The following is a 15,711-nucleotide window of genomic DNA, read 5'->3' as shown; positions in this document are numbered from 1 at the left end:
TCCAACACTCCGCCGCGTGGGTTTTCATGTTTCTGTCCGTCTTCGACGTTTTCAAGATCGGTATCGGTCCTTCAAGTTCCCACACGATGGGACCTATGTCGGCTGCCAACCGCTTCCTTGCGCTCATTCTCTCCAACGAATGGCCGCGACCGGCCGGCGCGCATGTGGATGGGCTGAAGGTCAGCCTGCACGGCTCGCTCGCCTTTACCGGCATCGGCCATGGAACGGGCAGGGCGGTCATCCTCGGCCTGATGGGCGAGGAGCCTGCGCATGTCGATCCCGACCGGATGGATGCGATTATCGAAGTGGTCGAGGCGAGCGGCAAGGTAACGCCGCCCGGCCATCCGGCCTATGAATTCCAACCGAAGACGGACCTGATCTTCGACAAGAAGCAGCCGCTTCCGGGCCATGCCAACGGAATGAGCTTTTCCGCCTATGATCGCGATGGCCGGCTGCTTTTGAAGCGGATCTATTATTCGATCGGCGGCGGTTTCGTGGTGACCGATACCGAGCTCGAGGCGATGCGCGGTTCGCAGAAGGCGGCTGCCGGCGATTCGCGAGTGCCCTATCCATTTTCTTCAGCCAAGCAGATGCTGGACATGTCGCACGGCTCGGGGCTGACGATCGCTCAGATGAAGCGCGCCAATGAGCTGACGAAAATGAGCGCCGGCGAGCTGGACGACGGTCTCGACCGGATCTGGGACGCGATGAAGAGCTGTATCGATCGCGGCCTCAAGGTCGATGGAATCATGCCGGGCGGGCTGAAGGTCCGCCGCCGTGCAAGGGCGATCCACGACAAGCTGAACGAGGAATGGCGCTCCAACCGCATGAACCCGCTTCTCGCCAATGACTGGCTGAGCGTCTATGCGATGGCCGTCAATGAAGAGAATGCCGGCGGTGGCCGGGTGGTAACGGCGCCGACCAACGGAGCGGCTGGCGTCATTCCGGCGACGATCCGTTATTACCTGCATTTCCACGAGGATGCGACGACCGAGGATACCCGCAACTTTCTGCTGACGGCGGCGGCTGTCGGCGGCATAATCAAGCACAATGCCTCGATCTCGGGCGCCGAAGTCGGCTGTCAGGGCGAGGTCGGGTCGGCGGCTGCGATGGCGGCTGCGGGCCTGGCCGCCGTCATGGGAGGTTCGCCGGAGCAGATCGAGAACGCCGCCGAAATCGCGCTGGAGCATCATCTCGGCATGACCTGCGATCCGGTCGCCGGCCTTGTTCAGGTGCCCTGCATCGAGCGCAATGCGCTGGGTGCGGTCAAGGCCGTGACGGCTGCCTCATTGGCGCTCAAGGGCGACGGTACCCATTTCGTGCCGCTCGACGCCTGTATCGAGACCATGCGCCAGACCGGCAATGACATGAGCGAGAAATACAAGGAAACCTCGACCGGCGGTCTTGCCGTCAATGTCGTGGAATGTTGACTGGGGTCGTCGAGTGTTGATCGGGTTATCAACCGCCGCGTAACAGCGGCAGCTTGACCGGAAACACGGATAGGTCTTTGAAGGGACCATGGCTCTACATCTTGTCAAACTTTGCGTCGGCGCCGATTCGATCGAGGATCTGAGGGAATGGGTGGCGGAACGGTCGTTCAACGCCATCGCCGCCGGTCTCGAGCCGCACAGCATCCATACGACGCGCATGGTGCCCAAGCGGGTCGAAGAACTGCTTGAGGATGGATCGCTCTATTGGGTGATCAAAGGGCAGGTGTCCGCGCGCCAAAAGCTTCTTGGTCTTCGCACGGTGACGGGCGGTGATGGCATTCAGCGCTGTGAGCTGATGCTTGGCCCGGAAGTCATCGAAACCGCGCCTCAGCCGAAACGGCCGTTCCAGGGCTGGCGCTACCTTTCCGGCGACGATGCGCCGCCGGATCTTGGAAAGCTCGGCGAAGACGTGGCTAAGCTGCCGGAAGATCTTCGCCGCGAGCTCGCTGAGCTCGGTCTGCTCTGATATTCAGCGCAGCTTGATGCGGACAGGCGCACGTCCCGAACGCATGGTGACGTGAAGGTGGATCTCCGCCTGCGGCTGGCCCTGGCGCCAGGCGCGGGCGCCATGGCTCAGAAGCATCGAGACGAGATCCTTCGTCTTTTCCTTGGAACGGCTAAGCCCCATTCCCGCCAATCTCATCGCAGCCTCGTGCAGCGGATTGAGCGCGACACCGCGGGCCTTGAATTTGGGAACAGCGCCAAAGGCGAAGTCCGCATTGTTTTCGTTTACTGCCATAGGAAACCCCGTTTACGCATTACAGTCGAGATTCCACCGCGCCGCGAACGGCGCGGGTACTTTTAAGTTAGGCCGAAAGGCCACCGCTGCTTACTGCAGCGATGCCCAGCAGCTGATGCCCTTCTTCTTCAAGACGTTGCAGGCATCGACAGCCTGCTTCTGGTCGCCGAAGCCACCGAAGCGAGCGCGATAGATCTGGCCGCCATTGCTGTTGAAGGCGATCGTGAAGGGTTTGGCGGAACGCAATACCTTGCCGCCTTTATCCTGCGCATCCTGCAGGAGTTCGTAGGCCATCTTCTCGTTGGGAGAAGCGCCGATCTGAATGACCCAGCCCTCGGCCAACTGCGCGGACGGCCGTGCCGGTTCGCGGGTCGAGGCGGTCGTAACCTCATCCACCTGGACCTTTGCGAGATCCGAGCGTTCACCGGCACCCGGGCGCTTCGGAACATATTCCGGGGCAGGGGTCGGGATCGCAGCCGGAGGCGCGGTCATGGCAGAGTTCAATGCATCCGAAGCAACGCGCTTCTGGGAGGATTCGCCCATATAGGCGGTCGCAACAGGCGCTGCCGGCTCGTTATAACGGGCACCAGGCGTCGGAACGCTGTTCGGGAGATCGAAGGCGGCCGTCTGGCGTGCATCCGATGCGGCAGCGGCGACACGCGGCAGCGAAGACACCGGAGCAGTCGGCGTCGGGACCGGAGCAGAAGGAGCCTGGGAAATCAGATTGCTGTCACCGCCGCGGGACGAAGCCTTGGGCAGATATTCGGCAACCAGCTTGCGCATCGTCGCATCACGGGCAGCGCTGGAGCGACCGCCGAGGATGACGGCAACGATCGAGCGTCCGTCGAGCTGAGCCGAGGTCGCGAGGTTGCTGCCTGCTGCCCGGGTATAACCGGTCTTGATGCCATCGACGCCCTTAACGGTACCGACGAGGCGATTGTGGTTGCCGATGACCTGGCGACCATAGGTAAAGCTGCGCAGCGAGAAATAGCCGTAATACTGCGGAAAATGCTGGCGAAGGGCCATGCCGAGGCGCGCCTGATCGCGAGCCGTCGTCATCTGCGCCGTGTTGGGCAGGCCGTTGGCATTGCGATAGGTGGTGCGCGTCATGCCGAGCGCACGGGCCTTGTTGGTCATCATCTGCGCGAAGCGATCTTCGGAGCCGCCGACGAATTCGCCGAGAGCCGTCGCCATATCGTTGGCCGAGCGGGTGACGAGGGCGCGGATAGCCTGATCGACGGTGATCGAGCCGCCGGGGCGGACGCCAAGCTTGGACGGCGGTTCGGAAGCGGCGTGAGCGGAGACCGGAACAGCTGTGTCGAGGCTGATGCGACGGGCTTCCAGCGCTTCGAACGTCAGATAGAGGGTCATCATCTTGGTCAACGATGCGGGGTAACGAAGACCATCCGGATCTTCGCTGTAAAGAACCTTGCCGGTCTTTGCGTCAACGACGATGCCTGCAAATTTCGGATCGGCATGAGCTGCCGAGGCAAAACTCGAAGCCGCCAAAACGATCGTAAAAATGTAACCGAGAACTCGCCCCGGGCGTGCCACGCGACCCTTGGGAAGGGTTGTGGAAAACATGCTCTTCGACACTGCCGCACTCATCGCTTGCATGGAGTTTTTTATTTGTTTCCGGACGCAGCCCCCGCTTACGACCGTTGCGGGCACTCTAGGAGAACAGCGTTACCAAGAGGTTTATGATGAATGACCGCTTTCCCCGATCTGCCGCATTTTATCCATTGCCGCCAAGGGATTCGGGGTGATTCAGCCGCGTCCGTCGACCAGGCGCTTTTCGACAAATGCACGAACTGCCGAGTCGATCTGGCGCCAATCACGCAGCAACCCGCTGGAGAATCGGTAGAGAATCGTAAGGTCCTGGCCGACTCGGATATCGCGCTGGCAATCGCCATTGGTAGGCTTCTCGCCCTGCATCGGCAGAAGGCAGCGCACGGCATAGGGTTCCTGCGATCCCTGCTGTGCCGTCAGCACGACTTCTTCGCCGTAACCGCTATCGGCGCGCATCCGATGAAGCGTCAGGCCGAAAGGTGCCTTTTCCGGCGGGCCGTCGAACAGCCGCGTATAGATCGGCTCGACCCGGCCGGACATGTCGCGCGACATGATGCTTTGCGAAAGCTGCAGGAAAATCAAAGAAGCGGGCTGTGAAATGTCGTCGAATCGCGAGCGAAGCGAGGCGCTGTAACCTTCGAGTTCGGGCCAGGCGAGATAGAGGTCGACATGTTCAACGACGCCATCATGCCGCTGGTCGCGAAAGCGAATCGTGTTGGCGGCAAGCTTCAGCCGGTCCTGGCCAACCGTCACCAGAAAATCCTGGCGGCTTTCCGTATGGCCACCAAGGGCCATCCTTTCGCCAAGCCAGCGGCTTCCAAGGCTGATGCCCAGCGTCAGCAGCGCCAGCGCCGCAATGGCAAATGTCAGCTTCCACAGGATGCAATTCGAAAGGAGCGGCGACTCGTCCGAGCCGTCTGGGGCAATATCCGAATGTGCCATGGCTGCTCTCCGAAACCGGCCGATACCCTGTTGTCGCGGAAAGGGACATGAAACAGCCCGCCCGGCATCTCCATCTTTGATTAATCATGGTTAATGCGGACTTAATAATCGGAATGCCGGAAACGAAAAAGCCGCGCTTCCGGAGAGGCGCGGCCTTGAAGATATCGATATCGGGGAAGCGTTACTGGGTGACGCTGCCGACGGCGGTGGCGCGACCATCCTGAAGCTTGACCCAGCGGGCCGGATCGTCGTTCGACTGACGCTTCAGGTAGGTATATTCGGTATCGGTCCAGAGCATGACCTTGTTGCGCATGTTGTCGAGGATGAAATCGCCACGATCGGTGCGTACGGTCAGCACGGCATGACCTTCGCCGCTCGGCTGCAGCACGACGGTGATCAGCAGGTCGGACGGAGAAAAGCCCTTCTGCATGAGCATCTTGCGCTTCAGGAGAACAAAGTCCTCGCAGTCGCCGACGGTGCGGGGATAGGCCCAGCGCTCTTCGACGCCGTAGATCTCCTGGTCGGTCATCGGCGTGATCGAGGTGTTGACCGTGTAATTGACGTCGAGAAGCTGGCGCCAGTTATCCTCGGTAAGCGTCAGCGGGCCGGCGTCCTTGTAGGTCGCAGCGCATTCGCTCTGATAGGTCTTGCAGAATTCGTAATGGCCGATCGGCTGGTTGGCGCGGCCGATGACCTGCATCGCTCCTGCCGGTGCGGCGAGCGACGGCATGGCGAAAAATGTGATGATTCCAAATGCTGCGACTGCGATTGCGAGAGCTTTGCGACAATTCATTTTTTTGTCTCCCCGTTGTGGGACAGACAATGTCAGACAGCTTTTTAGCGACCGCAAAATATCGCAGTAAAATCAGATGCTTATTATATTCAAATTTTACGCAATCGGGTTTGGAAACGTAAAGACTAAAGGCGGAGCAGGGGCTTTGGCGGGTGGCTGCAATTTGAATAAAATGCTTCGAAAACTTGATTTTTCGGCCGCTAGGCAACTGATTTTATTTGGCATCGAAACGCCATCTCAGCCGGAATTTCGACAGATGGGCGTGAATTTCAGGTCGGTAAGCCGCTGATGAACGAGGCTGAAGGCTGGTTGTCCTGCAGCGGAAATTGCCGTTTCAGGTGTGCCGGCACGCAAAAAACGACGCGAAAAAAATCTCGAAAAGGCACAAAAAAATTGCCGCGGATGTCTTTTTCCCGGAATCGAGCCTGAAATGCCCGTCAGTGAATGCCCTGCCGGCGCCCAGAACGGCACAGTCTTTAACGGCAATGGCGTTGACTGCGGAAGTTTTGGCTTTGCGGTTATGGTCGATCGCAGCTGCGCGACCGCCGATAGTGTGCCGATACGGCACCCATTTCCTGAAAGGCGGAAATTATTCGATCTTAGAGGAACTCAGTCAGTGTTTCGCGCGACTGGACTGAATTGAACTCGATGGCGACGCCTTCGAGGAAATGGCGCACCACGCGGCCACGCATATTGCCAAGGCGTACGGCTGTGCCGAGTGCCGGGCGAATCTCCAGATCGACTGCTGCGCCGGAGAGCGAAAGGTCCATGATCCGGCACGGATAACGGCGACCGTCATCGAGCGTGATCTCGCTACGGGTATTGCGCGGTGCGAGACGGTCGTGGCGACGGTCTTCCGGCAGGCCGAGTTCGTGCTTGTTGGCAATCCAGGTCAGCTGGGCGGCGAGCTTTTCACGCTTGCGATCCGTCGCGTTGATGGAGATGGCAAAGCCCTCATCCGTCAATTCGACGACATTGCCTTCGATACGGCCCATGTGATCGAGATAGGCGATGATCCGTTCGCCGGCGCGCGGACGTGCAGCACAGGTAAAGCTGACATCGCCCGGCGACATGTCGATCACCGAGCACGGATATTCCTGGTGGTCGGCCAGCATCAGGCGTCCTGCAACATTGACGGCAACGCGCTGGAATGCGCGCGGCTGCGGAGCTGCGGTCGGGGCTTTTTGCTGAGCCGGCTGGAATGAGTGCATGATGGGCGCTTTTTCGGGTGAATTCTGATTGATACTAGGCTTCTATCGTTAACATAAGGTTCCACTGCGTTCTGGCGCGGTAACGAAGAGATCATAACCGCCTCCACGCTCCTGAGCTCGCTTTTCATCACAACGCCCCTCCTGTATGGCTGTCGGGCATTAGCGAAAGGGAGCATGCATGAACGACAGGCCGGACGCGGAGGATGCAGGCGAGGACGTGTTGCAGGAAGAGGCGCAGTCGCAGCCGGTGTTCAATCTGCCGCGCAGCCTCGTGGTGACGATCGTGCTTCTGGCTGTGATCTACGCCGTTGATGCCTATCTTCTCAGCGAGGACATGCAGACCTCGGTGATGATCTGGTTCGCCTTCACGCCGCTGCGTTACATCTATCCGCTGACACTGGAAGATCCCGCCTGGCTCTGGACGCCGGTCACCTATTCGCTGCTTCATGGCAATATTCAGCATATCGGCTTCAACGCACTCTGGCTCACCGCTTTCGGCGCGCCTGTTGTGCGACGGATAGGTACGCTGCGCTACATCCTGTTCTGGATCCTTTCGGCCGCCGCCGCCGCATTTTTCCACGCCATGCTCAACTGGGGAAGTGCCACGCTTCTGATCGGCGCATCGGGCGTCGTCTCGGCGCTGATGGGCGCGGCCTGCCGTTTCGCCTTTCCGCCACGCGGCGGTTATGACCGCACCTACGGTCATCTTTATCCGCGTCAGTCGATCTTCGGCGTATTCCGCAACCGGACAGTCGTGATCTTCACGCTGATGTGGCTGCTCGGCAATGTGCTGATCGCTGTCGGCTTGCCGCTGATGGGCGGAGATATCGGCGAGATCGCCTGGGATGCTCATATCGGCGGATTCCTATTCGGATTCCTGCTCTTTCAGCTGTTCGACCCCCTGCCGAAGGTCATACCGTCGCAGCATATCCTCGATGCTTGATCTCGGTAGGCACCCGATCTAGACTTCCCGAATAAGTCGGAAAGACCCGGAGGAGGGGTTCTCTGGGTCGTTTTGAATGAGGAGAGGACCATGCCAGTTACCGTCAAGAACATGCTCGAGCTCAAGGGTCGGGACGTCGTTACAGTCGATCCGGACAAGACGGTGCTGGAAGTCGCCAGCATTCTCAATGAAAAGAAGATCGGTGCCGTGGTGATCACCGGCATGGAAGATCGTATTTCCGGCATTTTTACAGAGCGCGACTTCGTCCGCGCCATTGCCTTGAACGGCGTTGCTGTCCTCGGTCAAGCCGTCAAGACGGTCATGACCACTTCCGTGCAGCGCGGCAAGGAAGACCAGACAGCAGATGACCTGATGGGCATCATGACCGCCGGCCGTTTCCGTCACCTTCCGGTCGAGAAAGATGGAAAGCTCTGTGGGATCATCTCGATCGGTGACGTCGTCAAGGCGCGCATCCGCGAAGTCGAGACCGAGGCTGAGCATATCAAGGCCTATATCGCGGGCTGATCTTTTCGGGCGGACAATGTCCGCCCATCTTCACAAAGTGAAAGCCTAGCGGGCGAACACTTCCTGCATGCGCTTCAGCGCGGCAATCTGCGCCATCGTCTCTTCGTAACCGCGATCGATCGCTTCGCCGGCACGATGGAATTCGGAAAGTCCGATATCGCTCAGGCGCGGATGCAGGGCGAGATCCGGCGGATCGCCGGCAAGGCGTGCGCGTGAAATACGTTCCTGGATGATGTTGAAGGACTGGACCATCGTCCTTGTCACGCCGACGCGCGGATCGGCGCGTTCGGTGCTGATATCGTCCAGCGTTTCGACGGCAGCGGTATGCTTGACCACGGCAGAGCGGCCGAAGACGTCGTAGTTCAGGTTGACGGCAACGACGAGCGGTTGCTCATAGGCACGGCAGACGGATGTCGGCACCGGATTGACGAGCGCGCCGTCGACGAGCGTGCGGTTGTTGCATTTCACCGGCTCGAAAATCCCCGGCAGCGCATAGGATGCGCGCAGGCCATTGATCAGCGAGCCGCCTGAGATCCAGACTTCGTGGCCGGTATTCAGCTCCGTCGCGACAGCAACAAAAGGCCGGCCGAGATCCTCGATCGACATATTCTCGAGATGTTCCTGCATGCGCTTCGTCAAACGCATGCCGCCAAGCAGGCCACTGCCGCCGATGGTGAGATCAAGCAGGGCGGCCATGCGGCGCATGGTCAGCGATCTGGCAAAATTTTCGAGTTCATCGAGCTTGCCGGCGAGATAACAGCCACCCACCAGGGCACCGATCGACGTGCCGGCAATCATGCCGACTTCGATGCCGGCTTCGTCGAGCGCGCGCAACACGCCGATATGCGCCCAGCCACGTGCGGCGCCGCCACCAAGAGCAAGGGAAAGCTTGGCTTTCGGCGGTTTGGCAACCGGTGCCGGAGGGAGAGGGGTCAATGTTTGCGCGCCACCGGTATCCATCGATGCGGTCTGTCGCTCGTTACGCCCCCAACTCCAATTCAGCATCGAATAAACCTCCAAGCCGGAATACAGCCCGTATCCGGCAATTAACGCACTGGCAGGTTGCGAAATCGTTTATGCGGAGGGTGCGTGTCACAAAATGGAGCAGTTGCTCTATTTCTCGGCTTTTCCGGAATAGACGTCTTCCGGATCAAAATGACGCGTAGAACCGTCTATTTCAAGGAGGATTCTATCGTCAACTTTTCTTACCGTACGATAGAAACAGGACCGTCGGCCGGTATGGCAGGCGGCGTCATGGCCTGCCATGGAGACCTTCAGCCAGACAACGTCCTGATCACAGTCGGTGCGCAGCTCGTGTACCGTCTGCAGATTTCCGGAGCTTTCGCCCTTCTTCCAGAGGGCGGCACGGGAGCGGCTGTAATAATGGGCGATGCCGGTCTCGACCGTCAGCGCCAGCGCTTCTTCATTCATATGCGCGACCATCAGCAATTCGCCATCGCGAATGTCTGTCACCACGGCGGTGACAAGGCCATTGGCGTCGAAGCGCGGCGTGAAATCGCCATCGCCCTCGAGCACAGCCTTGTCCTTCGAAGGCTCGGAGAAGGTCGTCATGTCGATGATGCCTTGAGACTGATCAGGGATTGCGGGCAAGCGTGAAGAAGCGGGCCTGCTCGGCTGCATTCGCCTTGAACTCGCCGGTGAAGGTCGTCGTCAGAGTATGCGAACCCTGCTTCTGGACGCCGCGCATTTCCATGCACATATGGCGTGCCTCGATCATCACGGCGACGCCGCGCGGCTTCAGCGTTTCGTCGATTGCGCTCGCGATCTGGGCCGTCAGGTTTTCCTGGGTCTGCAGACGGCGGCCGAACACCTCGACGACGCGGGCGATCTTCGACAGGCCGAGAACGCGGCCCTGCGGCAGGTAGGCGACATGCGCCTTGCCGATGATCGGCAGCATGTGGTGTTCGCAATGCGAGAAGAACGGAATATCACGGACGAGGACGATATCGTCATAACCCGATACTTCTTCGAACGTGCGGCCGAGAATTTCCTCGGTCGTCTCCGCGTAACCGCCGAACAGTTCGCGATAGGCATTGGCGACGCGCTTGGGTGTATCCAGCAAGCCTTCGCGTTCCGGATCATCACCCGTCCAGCGGAGGAGAACGCGAACCGCCTCTTCGACTTCCTGTTGCGTCGGCTGCGGCTGCTTCTGGCTCGAGGCCGGAAAATTCTTCACTATGGCATCCATTCAACGACTCCCGATGCGATTCAAGGTCGCATCCGACTGACTTTACTCTGCACACGGCGTACATATCTGTACGCTGCGGCCACCGTCATGCGGCTTATCGATCCGCAAAGGCTGATTTACAAGAGATCCTATTCCCATTTCGGTAGGATTTCGTGAAAACGCCGTTTCTTGATGACCGCGATTGCCGACCACATATAATGGCTGGATCGATTTTCTGGTAGACCGTCCCGCGAGACGATCTGTTCAATATTGCATCAAAGGGCGGATTGGTTCCCTATGGACGACATCTATAATAGCAAGATCCTCGAATTCGCAGGAAATATCGGTCGTGCCGGCAAGCTCGCCGATGCAGATGCCGTGTCCGAAAAACATTCAAAACTCTGCGGCTCGAAGGTAAAGATATACCTCAAGCTGGAAGATGGCGTGGTCACCGACTTCTCCCATGAGGTGCGGGCCTGCGCGCTCGGACAGGCATCATCCTCGATCATGGCCCGGCATGTCGTCGGCGCGACCGTCGGCGAATTGCGGCAGGCGCGGGCGGACATGCTCGCCATGCTGAAAGACGGCGGCGAGGGGCCGGAAGGCCGTTTCGAGGAGATGCGCTATCTGAAGCCAGTCAAGGACTACAAGGCCCGCCACGCATCGACCATGCTCACCTTCGATGCAGTGGTCGACGCGATCGACCAGATCGAGGCCGGCGGTGCCGGCGCGTCCGAAGCCCAGACGGCGGCCGTCTGAGATCATGTGCGGCGCTCCCGACTGCGGGCATGAAGGCCACAAGAAATCGCCGTCACGGTCGCGCAACTGGTCCGGTCCGTTTGCAAAGACGCCCGGGCGGCTTCTCGGCATGGGGCTGATCCGCGTCTACCAGCTGACGCTGTCCGGCTTCATCGGCAATTCCTGCCGCCATATCCCGACCTGTTCGGAATATGGTTATGAGGCGATCGCCCGGCACGGGTTCTGGCCGGGCGGCTGGATGACGCTCTTCAGGGTCGTGCGTTGCGGACCGGGCGGCACTGGCGGGCTTGATCCCGTGCAGGAAGTTCTGGAGAGCCGCCAGCACTGGTGGATGCCATGGCGGTACTGGCGCAAGCACCGGAAGACGGCTTCCTGACCCGTACTATCCTTGGTGCGTCAAGCTTTACTAGAAGCCGGAAAAGCATTATCACGCGCCCGTTCGACGCCGGATGATTTCCGGCCATTTGCCACCACCCGCATTCGTTGGCGGGACTGGACAGGAGAAAGTCATGTCTCAATCCGTTTCCCTTACATTTCCCGATGGCTCGCTGCGCGTTTTCGACGCCGGCACGACCGGCCGTGATGTCGCCGAGTCGATTTCCAAGTCGCTGGTCAAGAAGGCCGTCGCCGTTGCCATCAATGGCACCGTGCAGGATCTTTCCGATCCCGTCACCGACGGTTCGATCGAGATCATCACCCGTGCCGACCCGCGCGCGCTGGAACTGATCCGCCACGATGCGGCCCACGTCATGGCGGAAGCCGTGCAGGATCTGTGGCCCGGCACGCAGGTGACGATCGGCCCCGTCATCGAGAACGGTTTTTATTACGACTTCAAGCGCGTCCACCCGGACAGTCGCGAAGACTGGCCTTTCACGCCCGAAGACCTGCCGAAGATCGAAGCGAAGATGAAGGAAATCATCGCTCGCAATGAGCCCTTCACCAAGGAAATCTGGTCGCGCGAAAAGGCACGCAACACGTTTGCCGACATGGGCGAGGCCTATAAGGTCGAGCTCGTCGACGCGATCCCGGAAGACCAGGATCTGAAGATCTATCGCCAGGGGAAGTGGTTCGACCTCTGCCGTGGTCCGCACATGGCCTCGACGGGCCAGATCGGCACTGCCTTCAAACTGATGAAGGTGGCCGGCGCCTATTGGCGTGGCGACAGCAACAATCCGATGCTGACCCGCATCTACGCAACTGCCTGGGCAAGCCAGGAAGAGCTCGACAGCTACCTCCATATCCTGGCGGAAGCCGAAAAGCGCGACCACCGCAAGCTCGGCCGCGAAATGGACCTGTTCCATTTCCAGGAAGAAGGTCCGGGCGTCGTGTTCTGGCATGGCAAAGGCTGGCGCATGTTCCAGACCCTGACGTCCTATATGCGCCGCCGCCTGGCCGGCACGTACGAGGAAGTCAACGCGCCGCAGGTGCTCGACGCTTCGCTTTGGGAAACGTCCGGTCACTGGGGCTGGTACCAGGAAAACATGTTCGCGGTGAAGTCTGCCTATGCGTTCACGCATGAGGACGACAAGGAAGCTGATAACCGCGTCTTCGCGCTGAAGCCGATGAACTGCCCGGGTCACGTGCAGATCTTCAAGCATGGCCTGAAGTCCTATCGCGAACTGCCGATCCGTCTCGCGGAATTCGGCCTTGTGCACCGTTACGAAGCCTCGGGCGCTCTTCACGGCCTGATGCGCGTGCGCGGCTTCACGCAGGACGATGCCCACGTCTTCTGCACGGACGAGCAGATGGCGGCCGAGTGCCTGCGTATCAACGACCTGATCCTGTCGGTCTACGAAGACTTCGGCTTCCAGGAAGTCGTCGTCAAGCTGTCGACCCGTCCGGACAAGCGCGTTGGCACGGATGCCCTCTGGGATCGCGCCGAAAGCGTGATGATGGATGTGCTGAAGACGATCGAGGAACAGTCGGGCGGCCGCATAAAGACCGGCATTCTGCCGGGCGAGGGCGCTTTCTATGGTCCGAAGTTCGAATACACGCTGAAGGACGCGATTGGTCGCGAATGGCAGTGCGGCACGACGCAGGTCGACTTCAACCTGCCGGAACGTTTTGGCGCCTTCTATATCGACCACAATTCGGAAAAGCAGCAGCCGGTGATGATCCACCGCGCCATCTGCGGTTCGATGGAGCGTTTCCTCGGCATCCTGATCGAGAACTTTGCCGGCCATATGCCGCTCTGGTTCGCGCCGACCCAGGTCGTCGTGGCAACGATCACTTCGGATGCCGACGATTACGGCCGTGAAGTTGCTGAAGCTCTGCGCGATGCCGGTCTCAACGTCGAGACCGACTTCCGCAACGAGAAGATCAACTACAAGGTCCGCGAACACTCGGTCACGAAGGTTCCGGTCATCATCGTCTGCGGCAAGAAGGAAGCCGAAGAGCGTTCGGTCAACATCCGCCGCCTCGGCTCGCAGGCCCAGACCGCGATGAGCTTGGACGAGGCGATCGCGAGCCTGACGGACGAAGCGACGCCGCCGGATGTCAAGCGCCGCAAGGCTGCCAAAAAGGCAGCCTAGATTTTGGTGTGAAGAGACAGCGCCCGACACGGACTGTGACGGGCGCTGTCAGAAATCTGCAATAAACTTGCAATAATGCCTTTTCACCAATTTGGGCGGAATGTTCCGCGGAGATCGACTTGCGCTTCAAGGAACTTTCCTACGCGAATGAAAAGGACCCGCGCCTGAAGCGCTGGTTCATTCGTTCTATCGAAGGCCTCTCTGGCCGTGACCGTTACGCCCGTCTCTACGACATCTGGCGCACCGATATTGCCGGCAAGAGCGACCGTGTCTTCGGCAAGATGCTCGATCTGATCGACGTCAGCCTCGACGTGCAAGGCAGCTGGCCGCCGCCGGACATGCCGGATCGGCCGCTCGTCATCGTCGCCAACCATCCGTTCGGCATCGGCGACGGCATTGCCGTCCTGGCGCTTGCCGAACAGCTCGGCCGGCCTTTCCGCGTGCTGATCAACAACGAACTTCTGAAGGTGCCGGAAATGGCGCCCTATTCTCTGCCCGTCTCCTTCGAGGAGACCAAGGAGGCGGTGCTGATCAACATGCAGACCCGCCACGAGGCGCTCCGGCTGCTGCAGGAAGGCACGACGATCATCATCTTCCCGGCCGGCGGCGTTGCCACGGCACGCAAGGGTTTTGGCCCGGTCGAAGACCTGCCGTGGAAAATCTTTCCGGCAAAGCTCATCCAGTCGGCCAAGGCGAATGTCGTGCCGATCTATTTTGCGGGCCAGAACGGCCGGCTCTTCCATATCGCCAGCCGGATTTCGCTGACGCTGCGGCTTTCGCTGCTGATCCGTGAATTCAAGCGGCTATCTGGCACCTCGATCAAGGCGCAGGTCGGCGGCATGATGACCTGGGAAGACATGTCGAAGGTTGCGGATCGCAAGGACCTTCTGGCTATGCTCTACGAGGCGGTCTTTGCCATGCGTCCGATGACCGCCCGCAAGGTGCGGCGTCTGCAGAAGGCCTGACGCCACATAGCGCCGGAACTTCGGCGCCCGCTCAGAAACGAAAGCGTCAGTCCTGCGGAGCGAGATTGGCGCTGGTCGTCGGCGCCGCATCGCGCATCAACACCTCGACATCGGCATTGCGGCCGGCTTTGACGGTGAATTCGCGCTGGTAGATCTTGTCCTTGTTACGGGCAACCGCGAGATAGCCGCCTTCGGTCAGGACCATCTGCGGAAAGGCGCTGACGCTTTCATTGACCACGTCGCCCGCAGCCGTCAGCACCGACCATGCGGTATCGGCGATCGCTTCGCCACCCGGCTGTGACACGAGCTTGAGATTGACCTGTGCGGCGCGGTGCTGGAGTACCGCCTGCGTCAGCTTGCCGGCCTCGACCTGGATATCGGCGCGCACCACGGCGTTCACATCACCGTAATCGGAAACGATGTGGTATGTGCCTGCCGCAAGCCTGACGATCGTGTTCGGCTTCACATCCGACATGACCAGAGCCCGGTCGCCGTTCTCGCGCACTTCCGAGGAGTAAACGGCAAAGCTCAGCTGATTCGGCGGGATGCGCTGGTCGGCACCGGCAACCGCATTGAGGATGAAGCCGCCGGCATCGAGAACGAGTGTTTGTTTTTCCACCTGGCCCAAGGTTGGCACAGTCAGTTTCTTGGTAACGCCGGCGCGGCCAAAGGCGACGTTGACGAAATAATCACCCGGCGCCAGCTGGAAGGCAGCTGAACCACCATCGGAACTCGCAACGAGCGGCAGCTTGCCGTCAACGCCGGCAAGTGGGCTGAAAACCCGCCAGGCGAGCCCTTCCTGCATCGCTTCTCCGCCCGCCGTCAGCTTCGCTTCGAAACGCACATCCTTCGCGGTGCTGACCGGCGATTCGCCGACCGTCGCGGAAAACGCGTTGAGCTTGGGCATCTTCGTCGTGCTGTCGAGCTGGTGAAAGCTCTTGAACGCATCTTCCTGCGCATGACCCGCCGTCGTCCCGGCAAGCGTGATCAGGCAGGCGAGAAGACCGCGGAAAAGAAAGGCAGTGCCTGGCATGAGATGCAAACCGTTGACTCTTG

General features: G+C 60.0%; 17 protein-coding genes. 8 read left to right on the top strand and 9 right to left on the bottom strand.

Annotated elements, in window-relative coordinates; all coding sequences use genetic code 11:
- The first annotated feature begins 26 nt into the window (after positions 1 to 26).
- Positions 27 to 1,430, top strand: coding sequence for an L-serine ammonia-lyase (locus FHW37_RS30450; RefSeq protein WP_145643317.1), 1,404 nt, complete (start codon positions 27 to 29; stop codon positions 1,428 to 1,430).
- An 88-nt stretch (positions 1,431 to 1,518) separates the two neighbouring features.
- Positions 1,519 to 1,956: a DUF1489 family protein gene (locus FHW37_RS30445; RefSeq protein ID WP_145643316.1), complete on the top strand. Its 438-nt coding sequence runs from the start codon at positions 1,519 to 1,521 to the stop codon at positions 1,954 to 1,956.
- A gap of 3 nt (positions 1,957 to 1,959) precedes the next feature.
- On the opposite strand, the gene FHW37_RS30440 is transcribed toward FHW37_RS30445, so the two are convergent.
- The 5 genes from FHW37_RS30440 to FHW37_RS30420 all read right to left on the bottom strand — a co-directional run bounded on the left by FHW37_RS30440 (position 1,960) and on the right by FHW37_RS30420 (position 6,744).
- Positions 1,960 to 2,229, bottom strand: a complete 270-nt coding sequence (locus tag FHW37_RS30440) for a hypothetical protein (protein WP_145643315.1) — start codon at positions 2,227 to 2,229, stop codon at positions 1,960 to 1,962.
- A gap of 90 nt (positions 2,230 to 2,319) precedes the next feature.
- Entirely contained in the window at positions 2,320 to 3,846 is a 1,527-nt protein-coding gene (locus FHW37_RS30435; RefSeq protein ID WP_145643314.1) for a D-alanyl-D-alanine carboxypeptidase, read from the bottom strand.
- 150 nt (positions 3,847 to 3,996) lie between these two features.
- Positions 3,997 to 4,740 (bottom strand): hypothetical protein, encoded by a 744-nt coding sequence (locus tag FHW37_RS30430; RefSeq protein WP_145643313.1) that lies wholly within the window; start codon positions 4,738 to 4,740, stop codon positions 3,997 to 3,999.
- Between the two features lie 181 nt (positions 4,741 to 4,921).
- The gene (locus tag FHW37_RS30425; protein WP_246691012.1) at positions 4,922 to 5,470 is read right to left on the bottom strand and encodes a transglutaminase-like cysteine peptidase; all 549 of its coding nucleotides are present in this window, start codon (positions 5,468 to 5,470) and stop codon (positions 4,922 to 4,924) included.
- A 662-nt stretch (positions 5,471 to 6,132) separates the two neighbouring features.
- Positions 6,133 to 6,744: a PilZ domain-containing protein gene (locus FHW37_RS30420; RefSeq protein ID WP_145643311.1), complete on the bottom strand. Its 612-nt coding sequence runs from the start codon at positions 6,742 to 6,744 to the stop codon at positions 6,133 to 6,135.
- 178 nt (positions 6,745 to 6,922) lie between these two features.
- On the opposite strand from FHW37_RS30420, the gene FHW37_RS30415 reads away from it, so the two are divergent.
- Positions 6,923 to 7,687 (top strand): rhomboid family intramembrane serine protease, encoded by a 765-nt coding sequence (locus FHW37_RS30415; protein WP_145643310.1) that lies wholly within the window; start codon positions 6,923 to 6,925, stop codon positions 7,685 to 7,687.
- A gap of 90 nt (positions 7,688 to 7,777) precedes the next feature.
- Positions 7,778 to 8,212, top strand: coding sequence for a CBS domain-containing protein (locus FHW37_RS30410; protein WP_145643309.1), 435 nt, complete (start codon positions 7,778 to 7,780; stop codon positions 8,210 to 8,212).
- 45 nt (positions 8,213 to 8,257) lie between these two features.
- Here the strand turns inward: FHW37_RS30410 and FHW37_RS30405 are convergent, their stop codons facing one another.
- The 3 genes from FHW37_RS30405 to folE form a co-directional block, all read right to left on the bottom strand.
- The gene (locus FHW37_RS30405) at positions 8,258 to 9,217 is read right to left on the bottom strand and encodes a patatin-like phospholipase family protein (RefSeq protein WP_145643308.1); all 960 of its coding nucleotides are present in this window, start codon (positions 9,215 to 9,217) and stop codon (positions 8,258 to 8,260) included.
- A gap of 108 nt (positions 9,218 to 9,325) precedes the next feature.
- On the bottom strand, positions 9,326 to 9,784 hold the full coding sequence (gene hisI, locus FHW37_RS30400) for a phosphoribosyl-AMP cyclohydrolase (RefSeq protein WP_145643307.1): 459 nt from the start codon (positions 9,782 to 9,784) through the stop codon (positions 9,326 to 9,328).
- Positions 9,785 to 9,806: 22 nt separating this feature from the next.
- Positions 9,807 to 10,421, bottom strand: coding sequence for a GTP cyclohydrolase I FolE (gene folE / locus FHW37_RS30395; RefSeq protein ID WP_145643306.1), 615 nt, complete (start codon positions 10,419 to 10,421; stop codon positions 9,807 to 9,809).
- Between the two features lie 276 nt (positions 10,422 to 10,697).
- On the opposite strand from folE, the gene FHW37_RS30390 reads away from it, so the two are divergent.
- From FHW37_RS30390 to FHW37_RS30375, 4 genes are all read left to right on the top strand, one after another.
- Positions 10,698 to 11,159: an iron-sulfur cluster assembly scaffold protein gene (locus FHW37_RS30390; protein WP_145643305.1), complete on the top strand. Its 462-nt coding sequence runs from the start codon at positions 10,698 to 10,700 to the stop codon at positions 11,157 to 11,159.
- Positions 11,160 to 11,163: 4 nt separating this feature from the next.
- Positions 11,164 to 11,535: a membrane protein insertion efficiency factor YidD gene (yidD, locus tag FHW37_RS30385; RefSeq protein WP_145643304.1), complete on the top strand. Its 372-nt coding sequence runs from the start codon at positions 11,164 to 11,166 to the stop codon at positions 11,533 to 11,535.
- Between the two features lie 133 nt (positions 11,536 to 11,668).
- Positions 11,669 to 13,690, top strand: a complete 2,022-nt coding sequence (gene thrS, locus FHW37_RS30380; RefSeq protein ID WP_145643303.1) for a threonine--tRNA ligase — start codon at positions 11,669 to 11,671, stop codon at positions 13,688 to 13,690.
- Positions 13,691 to 13,809: 119 nt separating this feature from the next.
- Entirely contained in the window at positions 13,810 to 14,655 is an 846-nt protein-coding gene (locus FHW37_RS30375) for a lysophospholipid acyltransferase family protein (RefSeq protein WP_145643302.1), read from the top strand.
- Positions 14,656 to 14,701: 46 nt separating this feature from the next.
- Here the strand turns inward: FHW37_RS30375 and FHW37_RS30370 are convergent, their stop codons facing one another.
- A complete protein-coding gene (locus FHW37_RS30370; RefSeq protein ID WP_145643301.1) occupies positions 14,702 to 15,688 on the bottom strand; it encodes a hypothetical protein in 987 nt (328 codons plus the stop codon).
- Positions 15,689 to 15,711 lie beyond the last annotated feature (23 nt).

The organism is Neorhizobium alkalisoli, assembly GCF_007829835.1.
In the GTDB taxonomy this organism is placed as follows: Bacteria; Pseudomonadota; Alphaproteobacteria; order Rhizobiales; family Rhizobiaceae; genus Neorhizobium.
The sequence above is the reverse complement of the archived record's forward strand: the minus strand, read 5'-3'. Positions and strand labels throughout refer to the sequence as shown.

What these genes read in the sequence shown, in the direction of transcription:
- FHW37_RS30420 (WP_145643311.1), bottom strand. Translation starts at nt 6,744, where the DNA reads ATGCACTCATTCCAGCCGGCTCAGCAAAAAGCCCCGACCGCAGCTCCG.
- FHW37_RS30430 (WP_145643313.1), bottom strand. Translation starts at nt 4,740, where the DNA reads ATGGCACATTCGGATATTGCCCCAGACGGCTCGGACGAGTCGCCGCTC.
- FHW37_RS30370 (WP_145643301.1), bottom strand. Translation starts at nt 15,688, where the DNA reads ATGCCAGGCACTGCCTTTCTTTTCCGCGGTCTTCTCGCCTGCCTGATC.
- FHW37_RS30450 (WP_145643317.1), top strand. Translation starts at nt 27, where the DNA reads ATGTTTCTGTCCGTCTTCGACGTTTTCAAGATCGGTATCGGTCCTTCA.
- FHW37_RS30440 (WP_145643315.1), bottom strand. Translation starts at nt 2,229, where the DNA reads ATGGCAGTAAACGAAAACAATGCGGACTTCGCCTTTGGCGCTGTTCCC.
- folE (WP_145643306.1), bottom strand. Translation starts at nt 10,421, where the DNA reads ATGGATGCCATAGTGAAGAATTTTCCGGCCTCGAGCCAGAAGCAGCCG.
- yidD (WP_145643304.1), top strand. Translation starts at nt 11,164, where the DNA reads ATGTGCGGCGCTCCCGACTGCGGGCATGAAGGCCACAAGAAATCGCCG.
- hisI (WP_145643307.1), bottom strand. Translation starts at nt 9,784, where the DNA reads ATGACGACCTTCTCCGAGCCTTCGAAGGACAAGGCTGTGCTCGAGGGC.
- FHW37_RS30415 (WP_145643310.1), top strand. Translation starts at nt 6,923, where the DNA reads ATGAACGACAGGCCGGACGCGGAGGATGCAGGCGAGGACGTGTTGCAG.
- FHW37_RS30405 (WP_145643308.1), bottom strand. Translation starts at nt 9,217, where the DNA reads ATGCTGAATTGGAGTTGGGGGCGTAACGAGCGACAGACCGCATCGATG.
- FHW37_RS30410 (WP_145643309.1), top strand. Translation starts at nt 7,778, where the DNA reads ATGCCAGTTACCGTCAAGAACATGCTCGAGCTCAAGGGTCGGGACGTC.
- thrS (WP_145643303.1), top strand. Translation starts at nt 11,669, where the DNA reads ATGTCTCAATCCGTTTCCCTTACATTTCCCGATGGCTCGCTGCGCGTT.
- FHW37_RS30390 (WP_145643305.1), top strand. Translation starts at nt 10,698, where the DNA reads ATGGACGACATCTATAATAGCAAGATCCTCGAATTCGCAGGAAATATC.
- FHW37_RS30445 (WP_145643316.1), top strand. Translation starts at nt 1,519, where the DNA reads ATGGCTCTACATCTTGTCAAACTTTGCGTCGGCGCCGATTCGATCGAG.
- FHW37_RS30435 (WP_145643314.1), bottom strand. Translation starts at nt 3,846, where the DNA reads ATGCAAGCGATGAGTGCGGCAGTGTCGAAGAGCATGTTTTCCACAACC.
- FHW37_RS30425 (WP_246691012.1), bottom strand. Translation starts at nt 5,470, where the DNA reads ATGCCGTCGCTCGCCGCACCGGCAGGAGCGATGCAGGTCATCGGCCGC.